A 17,379-nucleotide genomic window follows, 5' to 3' on the forward strand; every position below is an offset into this window, starting at 1 on the left:
GATAAGGCAGAGTGGCTAATGCCTTGCCGCAAAACTACTTCCTGTGGTTATGGGTTCCCCGATGCGCAATTGCGCATCTGAGCTCAAGGCCGGAACGACGAAAACAAAAAAAGCGGCGCCGAAGCGCCGCTTTTGGAAACTGATTTCGGAAAACCTTACGCCGCTTCGGCGGACTTTTCCTGCACCGGGCCGGAGTCCTTGCCCTTGGCGTCGACGTCGCGGTCGACGAATTCGATCACGGCCATCGGGGCGTTATCGCCATAGCGGAAGCCGGCCTTGATGATGCGGGTATAGCCGCCCTGGCGGTCCTTGTAGCGGGATGCCAGCACGTCGAACAGCTTGCGAACCTGGTCCTTGTCGCGCATTTCGGAGATCGCCTGGCGGCGCATGGCGAGACCGCCCTTCTTGCCGAGCGTGACGAGCTTCTCGACGATCGGCCGCAATTCCTTGGCCTTGGGCAATGTGGTGACGATCTGCTCGTGCTTGATCAGCGCCGCGCACATGTTGGCGAACATCGCTTTGCGATGCTCGGCGGTGCGGTTGAGCTTCCGATGAACCTTGCCGTGACGCATGTTGAATTCCTCAATACTTGATCTGTCGCGACGGTTCGTCGGACTTGTTGCTCAGGTGGGCCGCCTGCGTTCGCCCAAAATGCAATGGCCGCGCTTTCGCCCGGCCATCGCGGTCATTGCTAAATCAATAGTGGTCTTCGAAGCGCTTGGCGAGCTCGTCGATGTTCTCCGGCGGCCAGCCCGGCACTTCCATGCCGAGATGCAGACCCATCTGGGCCAGCACTTCCTTGATCTCGTTCAGCGACTTGCGGCCGAAGTTCGGGGTACGGAGCATTTCCGCTTCCGACTTCTGCACCAGGTCGCCGATGTAGACGATGTTGTCGTTCTTCAGGCAGTTTGCCGAACGCACCGACAACTCCAGTTCGTCGACCTTCTTGAGGAACGCCGGGTTGAACGCGAGATCGGGGATGATCTCCTGCGCCACTTCCTTGCGCGGCTCTTCGAAGTTCACGAACACGTTGAGCTGATCCTGCAGGATGCGGGCGGCATAGGCCACCGAGTCTTCCGGCGTGATCGCACCATTGGTTTCGATCGTCATGGTCAGCTTGTCGTAGTCGAGGATCTGGCCCTCGCGGGTGTTCTCGACCTTGTAGGAGACCTTGCGGACCGGCGAGAACAGGCTGTCGACCGGGATCAGGCCGATCGGCGCGTCTTCCGGACGGTTACGCTCGGCGGCGACATAGCCCTTGCCGGCAGCGACCGTGAATTCCATGCGGATTTCAGCGCCCTCGTCCAGCGTGCAGATCTGCAGGTCGGGATTGAGCACAACGACGTCGCCGACGGTCTGGATGTCGCCGGCGGTGACGACGCCCGGGCCCTGCTTCTTCACGACCATGCGCTTGGGGCCTTCGCCCTGCATCTTGATCGAGATGTCCTTGATGTTGAGCACGATGTCGGTGACGTCCTCGCGAACGCCCGCGATCGAGGAGAACTCGTGCAGCACGCCGTCGATGTGCACCGACTGCACCGCGGCACCCTGCAGCGACGACAGCAGGATGCGGCGCAGCGCGTTACCGAGGGTCTGGCCGAAGCCGCGCTCGAGGGGTTCTGCGACAACGGTCGCAAACCGGGCCGCATCGGTGCCCGGCGTTACCTGCAGCTTGTTCGGTCGGATAAGTTCTTGCCAATTTTTCTGGATCGTCACTGTGTCACCCATGTGTCAGTCCTTTGGGCCAGTCGTGCCCGCAACTGACGTTGGAGATCGCGGATCAGCCCGCGGCTGTCGAAATTCCAAGGCAATCGCGCGGCGGATAAATCCGCCCGCGACCAAAAAATCAAACGCGCCGACGCTTGCGCGGACGGCAACCATTGTGCGGGATCGTCGTCACGTCGCGAATCGATGTGACGGTGAAGCCCGCCGCCTGCAGCGCGCGAAGCGCCGACTCACGGCCCGAACCGGGGCCCGCAACTTCCACTTCCAGCGTGCGCATGCCGTGTTCCTGCGCCTTCTTGGAAACGTCTTCGGCCGCGACCTGCGCGGCATAGGGGGTCGACTTGCGCGAACCCTTGAAGCCCATCGTGCCGGCCGACGACCAGGCAATGGTGTTGCCCTGCGCGTCGGTGATGGTGATGGTCGTGTTGTTGAACGACGAATTCACATGCGCGATGCCGGAGGCGATGTTCTTGCGTTCGCGGCGACGTATGCGGGTGGCTTCCTTGCCCATTCCAAAACCTTTCCTGTGATCTCAAACGCCGCCGTAGTGCCAGCGGCTACACCTAAAACGCGAAAAGCAGACGGTGAGGAGCGAATGGAAATTCGCCGCCTCGCGTCAGCTGTTCGCGAGCTTATTTCTTCTTGCCGGCAATCGACTTGGCCGGGCCCTTGCGCGTGCGCGCATTGGTGTGGGTGCGCTGGCCACGCACCGGCAGGCCGCGGCGATGACGCAGACCGCGATAGCAGCCGAGGTCCATCAAACGCTTGATGTTGATGCCGACTTCACGACGAAGATCGCCCTCGACCAGATAGTCGCGGTCGATGACTTCGCGGATCTGCAGAACTTCCTGGTCGCTGAGCTGGCTGACGCGGCGCTCGGCGGGAATCTTCACCTTCTCGATGATCTCGGCCGCGTTCTTCTGGCCGATGCCATGGATGTACTGGAGCGCGATCAAGACGCGCTTGTTGGTCGGGATATTCACGCCGGCAATACGGGCCACGGACTTCTCTCCTGTCACCGATCCCTCGCGGACCGGGCTATGTTCTTGCTAACTCGGGCAGGTGTCCGCAAACGCGAACACGACGCCCGTCCCCTCAGATTCTTTGGGCCCCGGCATCGTCTGAAACTATCCGACTTGGATGCGAGGCTTATTAAAGGATTCAACTCGGTTTCGTCAACCGTCTCTATCGTTTAGCTCGCTTTTTCGTGACCTTTTTCACGGCCTTCTTGGCGGGCTTTTTGACCGCCTTTTTGACCGTTTTCTTGCCAGTTTTCTTGCCAGTTTTCTTGGTCGCCTTTTTGGCCTTTTTTGCCCCCTTGGAGGCCGTTTTGGCGGCCTTTGGAGCGGATTTGGCGGCTTTCCCGGCGGATTTGGCGGCTTTTTTGCCCGCGGGCCTGGCGGTCTTCCTGGCGCCTGCCTTGGCCTGTTTGGCCGGTGCAGCTGCCTTCGCTGAAGCTTTGGGTTCCACCGCGCCGATCGCGGACAGGATCCGGTTAATTTCCCGGGTGACGTGCTCGATGGTCATCATACCATCGACCGTGAGCAGCTTCCGCCGCTCCGAATAGTAGTGAATCAGCGGCTCGGTCAGGGTCCGGTAGCTCGCCAGCCGCTTCGACAGCACCTCCGGAGTGTCGTCGATTCGCACCTCCTCGCCCCTCGCCCGCATCTCGGCGACGCGACTCTCGACGCGGTCGAGCAGCGCGCTCTCGTTGACGCGCAGTTCGATCACGGCGTCGAGCTTGATGTGCTTCTTCTTCAGCAGCTCATCGAGGGCGGCGGCCTGTGGCACCGTGCGCGGAAAGCCGTCGAGGATGAAACCGTTCTTCATGTCGGGCTGGTCGAGGCGGTCGGAGATGATGCCGATCACGATTTCATCCGGCACCAGCGACCCGCTCGCCATGATGTCCTTGGCCTGCAAGCCGATCGGCGTCTGGGCGGCCACCGCAGCGCGCAGCATCTCGCCGGTGGAGAGCTGGATCAGTTCGTGTTTGTGGACCAGCCGTTGCGCCTGGGTCCCCTTGCCCGCACCCGGCGGCCCCAAAAGGATCAATCTCATGACAATTCGCCCCCCGGCTTGGTGAGCGAATGCCCGCGCACCTGCGTTTTGATATCAAGGATAGTGCAAACCACAATCAGCGCCGACCCACCACCAAAAAGAAAGGGCAGCTCACCGTAAGCCACCAGGGCTTCCGGAATCAGCGACACGGCCACGAGGTAGACGGCTCCGATGAAGGTCGTCAACGTCACGACGCGATCGAGATGGTCGGCGGTGGGTTCGCCCGGCGCCACGTCTGTAATCGCGCCGCCCCGCTTGTGCAAGACCTCGGCGATGCGCGCGGGATCAAGCACATAGGCGGTATAGATGAAAGCCAGCACGAAGACCGCAATGGATCCGAGGATCATGTGGACCGGCCGGGCGAACTGGATGTGGTCGTAGGCGGCGGCGAGCGTCGGTGTCTGGCCGAAGGCCAGGGTCGCAAGCACCAGCGGAAGATAGAATATCCACGGCGTCACGGTGGCCGGGATCAGGAACCCGGCGCTGTTGATCTTGATCGGCAGCACCGAGGAGCGCGCGGGAAGCAGGCGTGTTCCCGCCTGGCGCGCGGCATATTGCACCGGCACGTTCCGCCGCGCGCCTTCGACGAGGACGATGACAGCGATGCCCACGACCGCGAGGATGGCCAGCAGCAGCAGAACGCTGCCGGAGATCGCGCCCTGTCCCAGCAGCTGGAAGGCGGCGGAAATATCTGCCGGAAGCGAAACGATGATGCCGACGAACAGAATGAGCGCGAGCCCGTTGCCGATCCCGTAGCGGGTGATTTGTTCGCTGAGCCAGACCAGGAAGAACACGCCGCCCACCATCGTTGCAGTGGCCGACAGCAGGAACCAAGCGCCGGGCTCGGTGACGAGGCCGGGAACGTCCTGAAGACTGGACGCGACGCCGAAGGCCTGGAATGCCGCAAGCAGCAGCGTCAGGATCAGCGTGAAGCGGGCAATCTTGCGGCGGCCGGCCTCACCCGATCGTTCGAGCGCGCTCAGCCGGCCCCACACCACAGCGACAAGCTGCATGACGATCGCGACACTCAGATAGGGAATGATGAAGAGCGCGAAAATCGAAATGCGGGCGGCAGCGCCCGATGAAAGCAGCAGGCCGGCCTGCATCTGTGGCAAGAGGCCCGCAAGCGGGACATGACTGCCGAGCCGGAAGATGAGCAGCGCGCCGATCGTGATAGCGATCCGGCGCGGCAGCTCAGATTTCATCGACGGCGGCCCTTGAGCTTGGATTTACGGATCAGCCCTTCATACTGATGGGCGAGCAGATAGCCCTGCACCTGCGCCACCGTATCCATCGTCACGCTGACGACGATCAGAAGCGAGGTTCCGCCAAAGTAGAACGGCACCGCGGCGTAGGAGATCAGAACTTCGGGAATCAGGCAGACGATGGCGAGATAGATCGCGCCGAGCACCGTCACGCGCGACAACACGTAGTCGATATATTCGGCGGTACGCTCGCCCGGACGGATGCCGGGGATGAAGCCGCCATGCTTCTTCAGATTGTCCGCGGTCTCGGTCGGATTGAACACGATCGCGGTATAGAAGAACGCGAAGAACACGATCAGCGCGAGATAACAGAACAGGAAGAGCGGACGGCCGTGGCTGAGCTGGGTGTTGAGCCACTGGAACCACTCCGGCCCCTTGCCGGCGTTGAAGTTAGCGACCGTGGTCGGCAGCAACAGCAGCGACGAGGCGAAGATCGGCGGGATCACGCCCGAGGTGTTGAGCTTGAGCGGCAGATGCGAGGACTGGCCCTCGAACATCTTGTTGCCGACCTGGCGCTTCGGATACTGGATCAGGAGCCGCCGCTGCGCGCGTTCCATGAACACGATGAAGGCGATCACGACGACCGCCATCACGATCACGACCAGGATCAGGGCGGTCGACAGCGCACCCTGACGGCCGAGTTCGAGCATGTTGGCGAGCGCCGAGGGCAACTCGGCGACGATGCCGGCCAGGATGATCAGCGAAATACCGTTGCCGATGCCGCGCGAGGTGATCTGCTCGCCAAGCCACATCAGGAACATGGTGCCGCCGGTCAGCGTGATCGCGGTGGAGATCAGGAAGAACGGCCCGGGCTCGCTGACGACGTTACCGGCGCCCTGCAGGCCGACCGCGATGCCGTAGGACTGGAACGCGGCGAGGATCACCGTGAGATAGCGGGTATACTGGTTCAGCGTCTTGCGGCCGGCCTCGCCTTCCTTCTTCAGCGCCTCGAGCTGCGGCGAAACCGTGGTCAGAAGCTGGATGATGATGGACGCCGAGATGTACGGCATGATGTTCAGGGCGAAGATCGCCATGCGGTTGATACCGCCGCCGGCGAACATGTTGAACATGCCGAGGATACCGCCGGCCTGCGACTTGAACACCTGCTCCCAGGCCGCGGGATCGATGCCGGGCAGCGGAATGTAGGTGCCGAGCCGATAAACAAGCAGCGCACCCAGTGTGAACCAGATGCGCTTCTTCAGTTCGTCGGCTTTGCCGAGCGCGGAGAAATTGAGGTTTGCCGCAAGTTGTTCTGCTGCTGAGACCATGTCTAGGCTTTCTCCCGCCGTCCCTCACGCCTCTAGCCCCGAGCGGGGCCATCGGCAGACGCCGGACATTATTTGGTGCTCGGCTTCGATAAGTCCATCGTTCAATCGGCGCATTGCCCGCGCCGCGGCGGGCAATGACGCAGATGTTACGCCGCCTCGCCTTCTTCCTTCTTGGCCGGAGCCAGAACCTTCACCGTACCGCCGGCCTTTTCGACCGCCGCAATCGCGGATTTCGAGGCGCCATGCACCTCGATGGCGAGCTTGGCCTTGATTTCGCCGCGGCCGAGCAGCCGCAGGCCGTCCTTGGCGCGGCGCAGCACGCCGGTCTTCACCAGCGATTCGGCGGTGACGGTTTCGTTGACATCGACCAGCTTGGCATCGATCGCGTCCTGCAGGCGGTCGAGATTGATCTCGGCGAAATCGAGCTTGAAGATGTTGTTGAAGCCGCGCTTCGGCAGGCGCCGATGCAGCGGCATCTGGCCGCCCTCGAAACCCTTGATGCGCACGCCCGAACGCGCGGTCTGGCCCTTGCCGCCGCGGCCCGCAGTCTTGCCCTTGCCTGAACCGATGCCACGGCCGACGCGCATGCGCTTCTTGCGCGAGCCGGCGTTGTCGGCGATATCGCTGAGCTTCATCGCGAAATTCCCTTATCTATGGAGCATGATCTTGACCGAAAACCCGGTCCCCACTTTTCGGGATCATGCTCCTCCCTGTCTTGCTTACTCGCCGACGACGCGGACGAGATGTTGAACCTTGCTGATCATGCCGCGAACTTCAGGCGTATCCTGCAGCTCGGAAACCCGGCCGATCTTGTTGAGCTTGAGGCCGATCAGCGTCGCACGCTGCGAGTGGTGGCGGCGGATTGCGCTGCCAGTCTGCTCGACCTTGATCATCTTTGCGGCCTTGGCCATCGTCTTGACTCCGAACGGCGCGGGAAGCTGCGCCTGATTGTTTATTCAGCCACCACTTCGGCATCGCCACCGACGCGGCGCGACTGCAGCGTGGACACCTTGATGTTGCGGCGTGCCGCCACCGAACGCGGCGAATCCTGATGCTTCAGCGCGTCGAAGGTTGCGCGAACCATGTTGTAGGGGTTCGACGAGCCGATCGACTTCGCCACCACGTCCTGGATGCCGAGCGTTTCGAACACCGCGCGCATCGGACCGCCCGCGATGATGCCGGTACCGGCGGGGGCTGCGCGCAGATAGACGCGGCCCGCACCGTGACGGCCGGCGATATCGTGATGCAGCGTGCGGCCTTCGCGCAGAGCAACGCGCGTCAGGTTACGCTTCGCCGATTCCGTCGCCTTGCGGATCGCCTCGGGAACTTCGCGCGCCTTGCCGTGACCGAAACCGACCCGACCCTTCTGGTCGCCGATCACGACCAGCGCCGCAAAGCCGAAGCGCTTGCCGCCCTTGACGACCTTCGCCACGCGATTGATGTGGACCAGCTTGTCGACGAACTCGCTGTCGCGCTCTTCGCGATCCCTGCTCCGTTCGCGTCCGCCGCGTTCGCGTTCACCTGCCATGGTGTTTTCCAATCTCAGGGAGCCTAACGCCCCTGTCCTTAATCTTGGTTCAAAACCGGTTGTTAGAAGCTCAATCCGCTTTCGCGGGCTGCATCCGCGAGCGCCTTGACGCGCCCGTGATACAGATACTGACCGCGATCGAATATCACTTCCTTGACGCCCTTCTGCACGGCGCGTTCCGCCAGCAGCTTGCCGACGGCCTTGGCCGCATCGATGTTGGCGCCCGTGTTGCCGCTCTCGCGCATCGTCTTTTCCAGCGACGACGCGGAAGCCAGCGTCTCGCCCTTCAGGTCGTCGATGACCTGGGCATAGATATGCTTCGACGAGCGGAACACCGACAGACGCGGACGTCCATTAGCGGAGCGGCGCAGTGAATTCCTCACACGCTGCTTGCGCCGGGCATTTGTAACTTTCAGTGACATGGCCGGCTCCGTTACTTCTTCTTGCCTTCCTTGCGGAAGATGAATTCGTTGGCGTACTTCACGCCCTTGCCCTTGTAGGGCTCCGGCGGACGATAGGCGCGGATTTCGGCCGCAACCTGACCGACGCGCTGGGAATCATTGCCCGTGATCGTGATCTCGGTCGGCTTCGGCACCGCGATGGTGATGCCATCGGGGATCGCGTAGACGACGTCATGGCTGTAGCCGAGCGCGAGCTGCAGGTTCTTGCCCTGCAGCGCGGCGCGGTAGCCGACGCCGGTGATCTCGAGCTTCTTCTCGAAACCCTTGGTGACGCCCTCGACCAGGTTTGCGACCTGCGCGCGCGCGGTGCCGTACATGGCTTGCGCCCGGTTGGTTTCGAGCTTCGGCGCGACCTTGACCGCGCCGTCCTCGAACTTCACCTCGACGTCGTCATGCACGACGAACTGAAGCTGGCCCTTCGGCCCCTTCATCTTGACGGTCTGCCCTTCGACGGTCGCCGTCACACCGGACGGGATCGGCACGGGCCGTTTGCCAACACGTGACATGCTAGAATCCTTCCTCAGAACACCGTGAAGAGAACTTCGCCGCCCACGTTCGCTTCACGCGCTTCGTGGTCAGCCATGATTCCCTTCGGTGTCGACAAGACCGAAATACCGAGACCGTTGTTCACGCGCGGCAGGTTCTTCACCGAGGCGTAAACCCGACGGCCTGGCTTGGACACCCGCTCGATTTCGCGAATGACCGGCTCGCCGTCGAAATATTTCAGTTCGATCTCGAGTTCGCTGCGGCCGGACGAATGCTCTACGCTGGCGTAGCCGCGGATGTAACCCTCGGACTTCAGCACTTCGAGCACGTTGGCGCGCATCTTCGAGCCCGGGGTCGAAACCTTGGACTTCGAGCGCATCTGCGCGTTGCGGATGCGGGTGATGAGATCGCTGATCGGATCGTGCGTAGACATCTGACGACCCTCCCTTACCAGCTCGACTTCACGAGCCCGGGAACCAGGCCCTTGGAGCCGAGTTCACGCAGCGCGATGCGGCTGAGCTTGTTCTTGCGATAGACCGAACGCGGACGGCCGGTGAGTTCGCAGCGGTTGCGGATGCGCGTCGCCGACGAGTTGCGCGGCATCTCGGCAAGCTTCAGCGTCGCCGCGAAGCGCTCTTCCATCGGCTTGGTCTTGTCGGCGATGATCGCCTTCAGCTTCGCGCGCTGGGGTGCGGCGTTCTTGGTCATCCGCTTGCGCCGGTTGTTCTTCTCGATTGAACTCTTCTTTGCCATGCTTGGCTCCTGGGTTTCCGCGTTTGAGAGGCTTTAACTGCGTCTCACTGCCGGAACGGGAAATTGAAAGCGGTCAACAAGGCACGCGCCTCGTCGTCGGTCTGCGCCGTGGTGCAAACCGTGATGTCCATGCCGCGGGCTTCCGAAACCTTGTCGAAGTCGATTTCGGGGAAAATGATGTGCTCCTTGAGGCCGAGCGAATAGTTGCCGCGGCCGTCGAAGCTCTTCGGATTGAGGCCGCGGAAGTCGCGCACGCGCGGCAGCGCCACGTTCACCAGGCGGTCGATGAACTCGTACATCTTGGTCTTGCGCAGCGTGACCTTGCAGCCGATCGGCTGGTTTTCACGCAGCTTGAAGGTCGCGATCGCGACGCGCGAATAGGTCACGATCGCCTTCTGGCCGGCGATCAGCGACAGGTCGCCAGCTGCGGTCTCGGCCTTCTTGCGGTCGTTGACGGCGTCGCCGACGCCCATGTTGAGGACGATCTTGTCAAGACGCGGCACCTGCATGACGTTGGCATAGCCGAACTGTTCAGTCAGCTTGCTGCGGATGCTCTTGTCATACTCCACGCGCAGGCGCGGCACATAAGCGGTTTCAGCCATCGATCTCTGCTCCCGAGCTCTTGGCAATGCGTACCTTCTTGCCATCAGCCTGAATCTTGAAGCCCACGCGGGTCGGTTTGCCGTCCTTGCCGACATACGCGATGTTGGACAGGTGGATCGGCGCCTCCTTGGAGATGATGCCGCCTTCCTGGGCCTGGGTCTGCTTCTGGTGACGCTTCACCAGGTTGACGCCGCGCACGAGAGCCTTGTTCTCGTCGGGACGAACCTCGAATACTTCGCCGGTACGGCCCTTGTCGCGGCCGTTCAGCACGATGACCTTGTCACCCTTGCGGATCTTGGCAGCCATCACAGCACCTCCGGCGCAAGTGAAATGATCTTCATGTGGTTCTTGGCGCGCAGCTCGCGCGGCACGGGCCCGAAGATACGGGTGCCGACCGGCTCCGACTGATTGTTGATCAGCACGGCGGCGTTGCGGTCGAAGCGGATGACCGAGCCGTCGGCGCGGCGGATGTCCTTGCGGACCCGCACCACGACAGCCTTCATCACGTCGCCCTTCTTCACCTTGCCGCGCGGAATCGCTTCCTTGATCGACACAACGATAACATCGCCCACGGTGGCATAGCGGCGCTTGGAGCCCCCAAGCACCTTGATGCACATGACACGGCGTGCGCCTGAATTATCGGCCACGTCGAGGTTGGTCTGCATCTGAATCATTGATGCACCTCGTCCTCTTTCTGATGCGCTGGAACGCGCTTAAAATTTCCCAAAACCGGTCAGGCTAAGCCCGACCTGCTTCAGGCCGTTTTCTTCTGTTCGCCCCGGACAACCGTCCAGCGCTTCAACTTCGAGATCGGCTTGCTCTCCTCGATCCACACCATGTCGCCCGGCTTGAACTCGTTGTTCTCGTCGTGCGCGTGGTAGTTCTTGGAGCGACGGATCGTCTTCTTGTAGATCGGGTGGGTGAAGCGGCGATCGACGCGCACCACTATCGTCTTGGCTTGCTTGTCGCTCACGACCACGCCCTGAAGGGTTCGTTTCGGCATATCCGGCCTCTTACTTCTTCTTCGCGCGCGCTTGCGCGGCGATGGTCTTGATGCGGGCGATATCGCGGCGGGCTTCACGCAGCCGCGTGGTGTTTTCCAGCTGCCCGGTGGCGCGCTGGAAACGCAGGTTGAAACGCTCTTTCTTCAGGTTGAGGACGGCGTCCTCCCTCTGATCGTCGCTCATCGCGCGAATGTCGGCGGTTTTCATCTCGGCCATGACGGTTACTCCGCAATGCGCGCGACGAAGCGCGTCTTGATCGGCAGCTTGGCGGCGGCGAGCGAGAGCGCTTCCTTTGCGGTCTGCACCGTGACGCCGTCGATCTCGAAAATCACGCGGCCAGGCTTGACCCGGGCCACCCACAATTCCGGCGTACCCTTGCCCGAGCCCATGCGGACTTCGGCGGGCTTCTTCGACACCGGCAGGTCCGGAAATATGCGGATCCAGACGCGGCCGGCGCGCTTCATGTGACGGGTCAGCGCGCGGCGTGCGGCTTCGATCTGACGGGCGGTGATGCGCTCGGGCGCCATCGCCTTCAGGCCGAACTGTCCGAACGACAACGTCGCGCCCGAAGTCGCAACGCCGTGGATACGGCCCTTATGCGCCTTCCGGAACTTCGTTTTCTTTGGTTGCATCATGGCTTACGCCCTCAAACCTTCTCTAATGTCTCAAGCAGCGTCGCGACGCGGACGGGTATTGTCGCCTTCGGCCATCTTCTTGTCCTGGGCCATCGGATCGTGCTCGAGGATCTCGCCTTTGAAGATCCAGACCTTGACGCCGCAGGTACCGAATGTCGTGAACGCGGTCGCCACGCCGTAATCGACGTCGGCGCGCAACGTGTGCAAGGGAACGCGACCTTCGCGATACCATTCCATACGCGCGATTTCGGCGCCGCCGAGACGGCCCGAGCAGTTGATACGAATGCCTTCGGCGCCAAGACGCATCGCCGACTGCACCGCGCGCTTCATGGCGCGGCGGAATGCGACGCGGCGCTCGAGCTGCTGGGCGATCGATTCGGCGACCAGGGTGGCGTCGAGTTCCGGCTTGCGGATTTCGACGATGTTGATGACGACGTCGGAAGCCGTGATGTCGGCAACCCGCTTGCGCAGCTTGTCGATGTCGGCGCCCTTCTTGCCGATCACGACGCCCGGACGCGCCGAATGGATCGTCACGCGGCACTTCTTGTGCGGACGCTCGATCACGATGCGGGCGACGGCTGCCTGCTTGAGTTCCTTGTGCAGGATCTCACGGATCCTGACGTCCTCATGCAGCAACTTGCCGTATTCGTTCTTGCCGGCGAACCAACGGGAATCCCACGTACGGTTGATGCCGAGACGCAGTCCGATTGGATTGATTTTTTGACCCATCGTCTTCTCCTGCGCTCTTAAGCGCCAGCCTCGGCCTCGACCTGACGAACCACGATGGTCAGGTGTGCGAATGGTTTGTAGATACGCCCCGAACGGCCACGGCCGCGCGGCGAAAAACGCTTCATCACGATGCCGTTGCCGACATGGGCCTCGGCGACGACCAGATCGTCGACCTCGAGGTCGTGGTTGTTCTCGGCGTTGGCGATCGCCGATTCCAGGCACTTCTTGACGTCGACCGCGATCCGCTTGCGCGAGAACTGCAGGTCGGCCAGTGCCGCAGACGCCTTCCGGCCGCGGATCAGCTGCGCGACAAGATTAAGCTTCTGCGGGCTCACGCGCAGCATCCGGGCCACAGCCTTGGCCTCGTTATCCGCGAGCACTCTTTCGCGCTTTGGTTTGCTCATCGCTTATTCCTCAAGCCTTCTTGGCTTTCTTGTCGCCAGAATGGCCATGGAAGGTACGGGTCGGCGAGAATTCGCCGAACTTGTGACCCACCATTTCCTCGTTGACCGATACCGGCACATGCTTCTGGCCGTTGTAGACACCGAAGACCAGGCCGACGAACTGCGGCAGGATGGTCGAGCGGCGGCTCCAGATCTTGATGACGTCGTGACGGCCGGACGCGCGCGCGGCATCTGCTTTCTTGAGCAGAGAGCCTTCGACGAACGGGCCTTTCCAGACTGAACGAACCATGTCCGGCGTTCCTTACTTCTTCCGCTTGTGGCGGCTTAGGAGGATGAATCTGTTGGTCGACTTATTCGAACGGGTCTTCTTGCCCTTGGTCGGCTTGCCCCACGGGGTCACCGGGTGGCGGCCGCCCGAGGTGCGGCCTTCGCCGCCGCCGTGCGGATGGTCGATCGGGTTCATGACGACGCCGCGGTTATGCGGACGCCAGCCCAGCCAGCGGGTACGGCCGGCCTTGCCGATCGAGATGTTCATGTGATCGGGGTTCGACACCGCGCCGATGGTGCCGCGGCAACGGCCGTGCACCAGGCGCTGTTCGCCCGAGTTCAGACGCAGAATGACGTAGTCCTGATCGCGGCCGACGATCTGCGCATAGGTGCCGGCGGAACGTGCGATCTGGCCGCCCTTGCCGATCTTCATCTCGATATTGTGGACGATGGTGCCGACCGGCATGTTGCCGAGCGGCATGACATTGCCGGGCTTCACGTCGACATAGTTGCCGGCAACGACGGTGTCGCCCGCGGCCAGCCGCTGCGGCGCCAGGATATAGGCCTGCTCGCCGTCGGCATACTTGATCAGCGCGATGAACGCGGTGCGGTTCGGATCGTATTCCAGGCGCTCGACGGTCGCGGCTACGTCGACCTTGTCGCGCTTGAAATCGACCATCCGGTAGGCCTTCTTGTGGCCACCGCCACGAAAGCGAACCGTGATACGGCCGGTGTTGTTGCGGCCGCCATTGCTCTGCTTGCCCTCGGTCAACGCCTTGACCGGCTTGCCCTTGTACAGCGCCGAACGGTCGACCATCACCAGCTGGCGCTGGCCCGGCGTCGTCGGATTGTATGTTTTCAATGCCATCGTCGTAACGCCTTATAGTCCGGTGGTGACGTCGATGCGGTGGCCCTCTTCGAGGGTCACGATCGCCCGCTTCACATCCGACTGCGAACCGAAATTACCGCGGAACACCTTGGTCTTGCCCTTGCGGACCAGCGTGTTCACGCTCTTCACCTTGACGTCGAACAGCTTCTCGACGGCTTCCTTGATTTGCGGCTTGGTCGCCTTGGAGGCGACCTTGAACACAACCTTGTTGTGCTCGGACGCTACCGTTGCCTTTTCGGTCACCACCGGGGCAACGATCACGTCGTAATGGCGCGGATCGATATTCTTCATTTGAAGCGCGCCTCCAACGCATCCACCGCCGACTTGGTCAGCACCAGCTTGTGACGGCGCAGAATGTCATAGACGTTGATGCCCTGGATCGGCAGCACGTCGATGTTCGGAATGTTGCGGGCCGCGGTCGCGAAACCGGTGTTGACCTCGGCGCCGTCGATGATCAGCGCATTGGTCAGGCCGAGACCCGAGAAATGCCCGACCAGAGCCTTGGTCTTGGCGGCCTCGAGCGTCGCCGATTCGATCACGATCAGCCCGCCGTCCTTTGCCTTGGCGGAGAGCGCATGGCGAAGTGCCAGTGCGCGCACCTTCTTCGGCAAGGCGAAGGCGTGCGAGCGCACCACCGGACCGAACGCACGGCCACCGCCGCGGAACTGCGGAACGCGGGCCGAACCGTGACGAGCACCGCCGGTGCCCTTCTGCTTGTACATCTTCTTGCCGGTGCGCCAGACATCGGCGCGGCCCTGCGTCTTGTGCGTGCCGGCCTGACGCTTGGCGAGCTGCCAGTTGACGCAGCGCTGGATGATGTCCTTGCGCGGCTCCAGGCCGAAAATCTCATCGGACAGCTGGACCGAACCGGCTTCCTTGCCCTCAAGGGTCGTGACTTTCAGTTCCATCTCACGCGCCCTCCTGCTCGGCCGGCGCTTGAGCCTGCTCGGCACCGCCGACAACCCTGAACTTGCCGGGCTTCGGAGCTTCCTTCGGCAACGGCTTCTTCACCGCATCACGCACCGAGATCCAACCGCCCTTGGAGCCGGGAACGGCGCCCTCGACGAGGATCAGGCCGCGCTCGACGTCGGTCTGCACAACGCGCAGGTTGAGCGTGGTGATGCGATCGACGCCCATGTGACCGGGCATCTTCTTGTTCTTGAAGGTCTTGCCGGGATCCTGACGTCCGCCGGTCGAACCGATCGAACGATGCGAAACCGACACACCGTGGGTGGCGCGAAGACCGCCGAAGTTCCAGCGCTTCATGCCGCCGGCAAAACCCTTACCGACCGAGGTGCCGGTGACGTCGACGAACTGGCCGACCACGAAATGGTCCGCCTGAATTTCGGCGCCAACCGGGATCAGCGCGTCCTCAGACACGCGAAACTCGGTGACCTTCCGCTTGGGCTCGACCTTGGACACCGCAAACTGGCCGCGCTCTGCCTTGGGCAGATAGACGGTCTTGCGGGTGCCGGAACCGAGCTGCAGCGCAACGTAACCGTTCTTCTCGGTCGTGCGGTGGCCCAGAACCTGACAATTGCCCAGCTTCAGCACGGTCACAGGGATATGTTCACCGGTCTCCGTAAAGACCCGCGTCATCCCGACCTTTTGTGCGATCACTCCGGAGCGCATCGGCGTGCTTCCTGTTCTTTCTGTCCGCTAACTTCGGACGATCTAAAAAAATCTTAGAGCTTGATCTCGACGTCGACACCGGCGGCCAGGTCGAGCTTCATCAAAGCATCGACGGTCTGCGGGGTCGGGTCGACAATGTCGAGCAGGCGCTTGTGGGTGCGCATCTCGAACTGCTCACGGCTCTTCTTGTCGACGTGCGGCGAACGGTTGACGGTGAACTTCTCGATGCGGGTCGGCAGCGGAATGGGTCCGCGAACCTGAGCACCGGTACGTTTCGCCGTGTTCACGATCTCGCGGGTCGACGTATCGAGAATTCGATGGTCGAACGCCTTGAGACGGATGCGAATATTTTGGCCGTTCATTGCCGCTGTCTTTCTTTGTCGTCGTATTTGCGAATGGTGGCTAGCGAGTAGCGAATGATTTCATCCGCCACTCGCCAATTCCTGTTCGCTTACTCAATGATGGCGGAGACGACACCCGAGCCGACGGTGCGGCCACCTTCGCGGATCGCGAAGCGGAGCTTCTCTTCCATCGCGATCGGCACGATCAGGTGCACTTCCATCGCGATGTTGTCGCCCGGCATCACCATTTCGGTGCCTTCGGGCAGATGCACGACGCCGGTCACGTCGGTGGTGCGGAAGTAGAACTGCGGCCGGTAGTTGGTGAAGAACGGGGTGTGACGACCGCCCTCTTCCTTGGTCAGGATGTAAGCCTCAGCCTTGAACTTGGTGTGCGGCTTGACCGAACCCGGCTTGCACAGCACCTGGCCACGCTCGACTTCCTCGCGCTTGGTACCGCGCAGCAGCGCACCGATGTTGTCGCCGGCCTGGCCCTGATCGAGCAGCTTGCGGAACATTTCGACGCCGGTGACGATGGTCTTCTGGGTATCGCGCAGACCGACGATTTCGATTTCCTCGCCGACCTTGACGATGCCGCGTTCGACACGGCCGGTCACCACGGTGCCGCGGCCCGAGATCGAGAACACGTCTTCGACCGGCATCAGGAACGGCTGGTCGATCGGACGCGCCGGCTGCGGGATGCTTTCGTCGACAGCCTTCATCAGTTCGAGAACTGCGTCGTGGCCGAGCTTCTTGTCCTTGTCTTCGAGGGCGGCGAGAGCCGAACCCTTGATGATCGGGATCGTGTCGCCCGGGAATTCGTACTTCGAGAGCAGTTCGCGGACTTCCATCTCGACCAGTTCGAGCAGTTCCGGATCGTCGACCATGTCGCACTTGTTAAGGAACACGACGAGCGCGGGAACGCCGACCTGACGGGCGAGCAGGATGTGCTCGCGGGTCTGCGGCATCGGGCCGTCGGCGGCCGACACCACCAGGATCGCGCCGTCCATCTGCGCCGCACCGGTGATCATGTTCTTCACGTAGTCGGCGTGGCCCGGGCAATCGACGTGGGCGTAGTGCCGGTTCGCGGTTTCGTATTCGACGTGAGCGGTCGAGATCGTGATGCCGCGCGCCTTTTCTTCGGGCGCCTTGTCGATCTGGTCGTACGCCGTGAACGTCGCACCGCCGGTTTCAGCCAGCACCTTGGTGATCGCTGCGGTCAGCGAAGTCTTGCCATGGTCGACGTGACCGATGGTTCCGATATTGCAGTGCGGTTTGTTACGTTCAAATTTTGCTTTGGCCATTTGACTCTCCGTTTAATCGTTGACTGCCGC

Annotated in this window: 29 protein-coding genes; all 29 read right to left on the bottom strand. The window is 62.1% G+C overall.

The window, feature by feature from the left end:
- Positions 1-155: 155 nt before the first annotated feature.
- The 29 genes from rplQ to tuf all read right to left on the bottom strand — a co-directional run bounded on the left by rplQ (position 156) and on the right by tuf (position 17,349).
- Entirely contained in the window at positions 156-572 is a 417-nt protein-coding gene (rplQ, locus tag JQ611_RS17070) for a 50S ribosomal protein L17 (protein ID WP_192733846.1), read from the bottom strand.
- A gap of 124 nt (positions 573-696) precedes the next feature.
- Positions 697-1,728, bottom strand: coding sequence for a DNA-directed RNA polymerase subunit alpha (locus JQ611_RS17075; protein ID WP_192733847.1), 1,032 nt, complete (start codon positions 1,726-1,728; stop codon positions 697-699).
- 118 nt (positions 1,729-1,846) lie between these two features.
- Positions 1,847-2,236, bottom strand: coding sequence for a 30S ribosomal protein S11 (rpsK, locus tag JQ611_RS17080; RefSeq protein WP_192733848.1), 390 nt, complete (start codon positions 2,234-2,236; stop codon positions 1,847-1,849).
- Between the two features lie 121 nt (positions 2,237-2,357).
- Positions 2,358-2,726 (bottom strand): 30S ribosomal protein S13, encoded by a 369-nt coding sequence (rpsM, locus tag JQ611_RS17085; RefSeq protein ID WP_192733849.1) that lies wholly within the window; start codon positions 2,724-2,726, stop codon positions 2,358-2,360.
- 184 nt (positions 2,727-2,910) lie between these two features.
- Positions 2,911-3,783, bottom strand: a complete 873-nt coding sequence (locus tag JQ611_RS17090) for an adenylate kinase (RefSeq protein ID WP_212466076.1) — start codon at positions 3,781-3,783, stop codon at positions 2,911-2,913.
- On the bottom strand, positions 3,780-4,988 hold the full coding sequence (locus JQ611_RS17095; protein WP_212466077.1) for a preprotein translocase subunit SecY: 1,209 nt from the start codon (positions 4,986-4,988) through the stop codon (positions 3,780-3,782). Before JQ611_RS17095 ends, JQ611_RS17090 begins: the two co-directional genes overlap by 4 nt.
- Positions 4,985-6,316, bottom strand: coding sequence for a preprotein translocase subunit SecY (gene secY / locus JQ611_RS17100; RefSeq protein ID WP_192733852.1), 1,332 nt, complete (start codon positions 6,314-6,316; stop codon positions 4,985-4,987). The genes JQ611_RS17095 and secY overlap by 4 nt, the downstream gene beginning before the upstream one ends.
- 146 nt (positions 6,317-6,462) lie before the next feature.
- The gene (rplO, locus tag JQ611_RS17105; RefSeq protein ID WP_212269284.1) at positions 6,463-6,951 is read right to left on the bottom strand and encodes a 50S ribosomal protein L15; all 489 of its coding nucleotides are present in this window, start codon (positions 6,949-6,951) and stop codon (positions 6,463-6,465) included.
- A gap of 84 nt (positions 6,952-7,035) precedes the next feature.
- Complete coding sequence (gene rpmD, locus JQ611_RS17110; RefSeq protein WP_192733854.1) at positions 7,036-7,227, bottom strand: 50S ribosomal protein L30; 192 nt, start codon at positions 7,225-7,227, stop codon at positions 7,036-7,038.
- 41 nt (positions 7,228-7,268) lie between these two features.
- Positions 7,269-7,844, bottom strand: coding sequence for a 30S ribosomal protein S5 (gene rpsE / locus JQ611_RS17115; protein ID WP_028349043.1), 576 nt, complete (start codon positions 7,842-7,844; stop codon positions 7,269-7,271).
- Positions 7,845-7,906: 62 nt separating this feature from the next.
- The gene (gene rplR, locus JQ611_RS17120; protein ID WP_192733855.1) at positions 7,907-8,266 is read right to left on the bottom strand and encodes a 50S ribosomal protein L18; all 360 of its coding nucleotides are present in this window, start codon (positions 8,264-8,266) and stop codon (positions 7,907-7,909) included.
- 11 nt (positions 8,267-8,277) lie between these two features.
- Positions 8,278-8,811 carry a 50S ribosomal protein L6 gene (gene rplF, locus JQ611_RS17125; RefSeq protein ID WP_192733856.1) on the bottom strand — a complete coding sequence of 178 codons (534 nt, stop codon included), beginning with the start codon at positions 8,809-8,811 and terminating at the stop codon, positions 8,278-8,280.
- A 14-nt stretch (positions 8,812-8,825) separates the two neighbouring features.
- On the bottom strand, positions 8,826-9,224 hold the full coding sequence (gene rpsH / locus JQ611_RS17130) for a 30S ribosomal protein S8 (RefSeq protein ID WP_192733857.1): 399 nt from the start codon (positions 9,222-9,224) through the stop codon (positions 8,826-8,828).
- Positions 9,225-9,238: 14 nt separating this feature from the next.
- Positions 9,239-9,544: a 30S ribosomal protein S14 gene (gene rpsN / locus JQ611_RS17135; protein ID WP_192733858.1), complete on the bottom strand. Its 306-nt coding sequence runs from the start codon at positions 9,542-9,544 to the stop codon at positions 9,239-9,241.
- 44 nt (positions 9,545-9,588) lie between these two features.
- Entirely contained in the window at positions 9,589-10,146 is a 558-nt protein-coding gene (gene rplE / locus JQ611_RS17140; protein WP_212466078.1) for a 50S ribosomal protein L5, read from the bottom strand.
- Positions 10,139-10,453: a 50S ribosomal protein L24 gene (rplX, locus tag JQ611_RS17145; protein ID WP_212035207.1), complete on the bottom strand. Its 315-nt coding sequence runs from the start codon at positions 10,451-10,453 to the stop codon at positions 10,139-10,141. The genes rplE and rplX overlap by 8 nt, the downstream gene beginning before the upstream one ends.
- Entirely contained in the window at positions 10,453-10,821 is a 369-nt protein-coding gene (gene rplN / locus JQ611_RS17150) for a 50S ribosomal protein L14 (RefSeq protein ID WP_011473865.1), read from the bottom strand. Before rplN ends, rplX begins: the two co-directional genes overlap by 1 nt.
- Before the next feature lie 80 nt (positions 10,822-10,901).
- Positions 10,902-11,150: a 30S ribosomal protein S17 gene (gene rpsQ / locus JQ611_RS17155; protein WP_192733861.1), complete on the bottom strand. Its 249-nt coding sequence runs from the start codon at positions 11,148-11,150 to the stop codon at positions 10,902-10,904.
- Between the two features lie 10 nt (positions 11,151-11,160).
- A complete protein-coding gene (gene rpmC / locus JQ611_RS17160; protein ID WP_192733862.1) occupies positions 11,161-11,367 on the bottom strand; it encodes a 50S ribosomal protein L29 in 207 nt (68 codons plus the stop codon).
- Positions 11,368-11,372: 5 nt separating this feature from the next.
- Positions 11,373-11,786 carry a 50S ribosomal protein L16 gene (gene rplP, locus JQ611_RS17165; RefSeq protein ID WP_027536812.1) on the bottom strand — a complete coding sequence of 138 codons (414 nt, stop codon included), beginning with the start codon at positions 11,784-11,786 and terminating at the stop codon, positions 11,373-11,375.
- Between the two features lie 30 nt (positions 11,787-11,816).
- Positions 11,817-12,515: a 30S ribosomal protein S3 gene (rpsC, locus tag JQ611_RS17170; protein ID WP_192733863.1), complete on the bottom strand. Its 699-nt coding sequence runs from the start codon at positions 12,513-12,515 to the stop codon at positions 11,817-11,819.
- A gap of 17 nt (positions 12,516-12,532) precedes the next feature.
- Positions 12,533-12,919 carry a 50S ribosomal protein L22 gene (gene rplV, locus JQ611_RS17175; RefSeq protein ID WP_212269286.1) on the bottom strand — a complete coding sequence of 129 codons (387 nt, stop codon included), beginning with the start codon at positions 12,917-12,919 and terminating at the stop codon, positions 12,533-12,535.
- A 10-nt stretch (positions 12,920-12,929) separates the two neighbouring features.
- Positions 12,930-13,208 (bottom strand): 30S ribosomal protein S19, encoded by a 279-nt coding sequence (rpsS, locus tag JQ611_RS17180; RefSeq protein ID WP_027536815.1) that lies wholly within the window; start codon positions 13,206-13,208, stop codon positions 12,930-12,932.
- Between the two features lie 12 nt (positions 13,209-13,220).
- A complete protein-coding gene (gene rplB / locus JQ611_RS17185; protein WP_212269287.1) occupies positions 13,221-14,054 on the bottom strand; it encodes a 50S ribosomal protein L2 in 834 nt (277 codons plus the stop codon).
- A gap of 12 nt (positions 14,055-14,066) precedes the next feature.
- Positions 14,067-14,366, bottom strand: coding sequence for a 50S ribosomal protein L23 (locus JQ611_RS17190; RefSeq protein ID WP_192733866.1), 300 nt, complete (start codon positions 14,364-14,366; stop codon positions 14,067-14,069).
- Entirely contained in the window at positions 14,363-14,983 is a 621-nt protein-coding gene (gene rplD / locus JQ611_RS17195) for a 50S ribosomal protein L4 (RefSeq protein WP_192733867.1), read from the bottom strand. Before rplD ends, JQ611_RS17190 begins: the two co-directional genes overlap by 4 nt.
- 1 nt (position 14,984) lies before the next feature.
- On the bottom strand, positions 14,985-15,707 hold the full coding sequence (gene rplC / locus JQ611_RS17200; RefSeq protein ID WP_212269288.1) for a 50S ribosomal protein L3: 723 nt from the start codon (positions 15,705-15,707) through the stop codon (positions 14,985-14,987).
- A 53-nt stretch (positions 15,708-15,760) separates the two neighbouring features.
- Positions 15,761-16,069 carry a 30S ribosomal protein S10 gene (gene rpsJ, locus JQ611_RS17205; protein ID WP_002712302.1) on the bottom strand — a complete coding sequence of 103 codons (309 nt, stop codon included), beginning with the start codon at positions 16,067-16,069 and terminating at the stop codon, positions 15,761-15,763.
- A gap of 89 nt (positions 16,070-16,158) precedes the next feature.
- Positions 16,159-17,349, bottom strand: coding sequence for an elongation factor Tu (tuf, locus tag JQ611_RS17210; protein ID WP_192733869.1), 1,191 nt, complete (start codon positions 17,347-17,349; stop codon positions 16,159-16,161).
- Positions 17,350-17,379 lie beyond the last annotated feature (30 nt).

The sequence above is a fragment of the Bradyrhizobium sp. AUGA SZCCT0182 genome (genome assembly GCF_018130185.1).
GTDB lineage: Bacteria > Pseudomonadota > Alphaproteobacteria > Rhizobiales > Xanthobacteraceae > Bradyrhizobium.

What these genes read in the sequence shown, in the direction of transcription:
- rplQ (WP_192733846.1), bottom strand. Translation starts at nt 572, where the DNA reads ATGCGTCACGGCAAGGTTCATCGGAAGCTCAACCGCACCGCCGAGCAT.
- JQ611_RS17075 (WP_192733847.1), bottom strand. Translation starts at nt 1,728, where the DNA reads ATGGGTGACACAGTGACGATCCAGAAAAATTGGCAAGAACTTATCCGA.
- rpsK (WP_192733848.1), bottom strand. Translation starts at nt 2,236, where the DNA reads ATGGGCAAGGAAGCCACCCGCATACGTCGCCGCGAACGCAAGAACATC.
- JQ611_RS17090 (WP_212466076.1), bottom strand. Translation starts at nt 3,783, where the DNA reads ATGAGATTGATCCTTTTGGGGCCGCCGGGTGCGGGCAAGGGGACCCAG.
- JQ611_RS17095 (WP_212466077.1), bottom strand. Translation starts at nt 4,988, where the DNA reads ATGAAATCTGAGCTGCCGCGCCGGATCGCTATCACGATCGGCGCGCTG.
- secY (WP_192733852.1), bottom strand. Translation starts at nt 6,316, where the DNA reads ATGGTCTCAGCAGCAGAACAACTTGCGGCAAACCTCAATTTCTCCGCG.
- rplO (WP_212269284.1), bottom strand. Translation starts at nt 6,951, where the DNA reads ATGAAGCTCAGCGATATCGCCGACAACGCCGGCTCGCGCAAGAAGCGC.
- rpmD (WP_192733854.1), bottom strand. Translation starts at nt 7,227, where the DNA reads ATGGCCAAGGCCGCAAAGATGATCAAGGTCGAGCAGACTGGCAGCGCA.
- rpsE (WP_028349043.1), bottom strand. Translation starts at nt 7,844, where the DNA reads ATGGCAGGTGAACGCGAACGCGGCGGACGCGAACGGAGCAGGGATCGC.
- rplR (WP_192733855.1), bottom strand. Translation starts at nt 8,266, where the DNA reads ATGTCACTGAAAGTTACAAATGCCCGGCGCAAGCAGCGTGTGAGGAAT.
- rplF (WP_192733856.1), bottom strand. Translation starts at nt 8,811, where the DNA reads ATGTCACGTGTTGGCAAACGGCCCGTGCCGATCCCGTCCGGTGTGACG.
- rpsH (WP_192733857.1), bottom strand. Translation starts at nt 9,224, where the DNA reads ATGTCTACGCACGATCCGATCAGCGATCTCATCACCCGCATCCGCAAC.
- rpsN (WP_192733858.1), bottom strand. Translation starts at nt 9,544, where the DNA reads ATGGCAAAGAAGAGTTCAATCGAGAAGAACAACCGGCGCAAGCGGATG.
- rplE (WP_212466078.1), bottom strand. Translation starts at nt 10,146, where the DNA reads ATGGCTGAAACCGCTTATGTGCCGCGCCTGCGCGTGGAGTATGACAAG.
- rplX (WP_212035207.1), bottom strand. Translation starts at nt 10,453, where the DNA reads ATGGCTGCCAAGATCCGCAAGGGTGACAAGGTCATCGTGCTGAACGGC.
- rplN (WP_011473865.1), bottom strand. Translation starts at nt 10,821, where the DNA reads ATGATTCAGATGCAGACCAACCTCGACGTGGCCGATAATTCAGGCGCA.
- rpsQ (WP_192733861.1), bottom strand. Translation starts at nt 11,150, where the DNA reads ATGCCGAAACGAACCCTTCAGGGCGTGGTCGTGAGCGACAAGCAAGCC.
- rpmC (WP_192733862.1), bottom strand. Translation starts at nt 11,367, where the DNA reads ATGGCCGAGATGAAAACCGCCGACATTCGCGCGATGAGCGACGATCAG.
- rplP (WP_027536812.1), bottom strand. Translation starts at nt 11,786, where the DNA reads ATGATGCAACCAAAGAAAACGAAGTTCCGGAAGGCGCATAAGGGCCGT.
- rpsC (WP_192733863.1), bottom strand. Translation starts at nt 12,515, where the DNA reads ATGGGTCAAAAAATCAATCCAATCGGACTGCGTCTCGGCATCAACCGT.
- rplV (WP_212269286.1), bottom strand. Translation starts at nt 12,919, where the DNA reads ATGAGCAAACCAAAGCGCGAAAGAGTGCTCGCGGATAACGAGGCCAAG.
- rpsS (WP_027536815.1), bottom strand. Translation starts at nt 13,208, where the DNA reads ATGGTTCGTTCAGTCTGGAAAGGCCCGTTCGTCGAAGGCTCTCTGCTC.
- rplB (WP_212269287.1), bottom strand. Translation starts at nt 14,054, where the DNA reads ATGGCATTGAAAACATACAATCCGACGACGCCGGGCCAGCGCCAGCTG.
- JQ611_RS17190 (WP_192733866.1), bottom strand. Translation starts at nt 14,366, where the DNA reads ATGAAGAATATCGATCCGCGCCATTACGACGTGATCGTTGCCCCGGTG.
- rplD (WP_192733867.1), bottom strand. Translation starts at nt 14,983, where the DNA reads ATGGAACTGAAAGTCACGACCCTTGAGGGCAAGGAAGCCGGTTCGGTC.
- rplC (WP_212269288.1), bottom strand. Translation starts at nt 15,707, where the DNA reads ATGCGCTCCGGAGTGATCGCACAAAAGGTCGGGATGACGCGGGTCTTT.
- rpsJ (WP_002712302.1), bottom strand. Translation starts at nt 16,069, where the DNA reads ATGAACGGCCAAAATATTCGCATCCGTCTCAAGGCGTTCGACCATCGA.
- tuf (WP_192733869.1), bottom strand. Translation starts at nt 17,349, where the DNA reads ATGGCCAAAGCAAAATTTGAACGTAACAAACCGCACTGCAATATCGGA.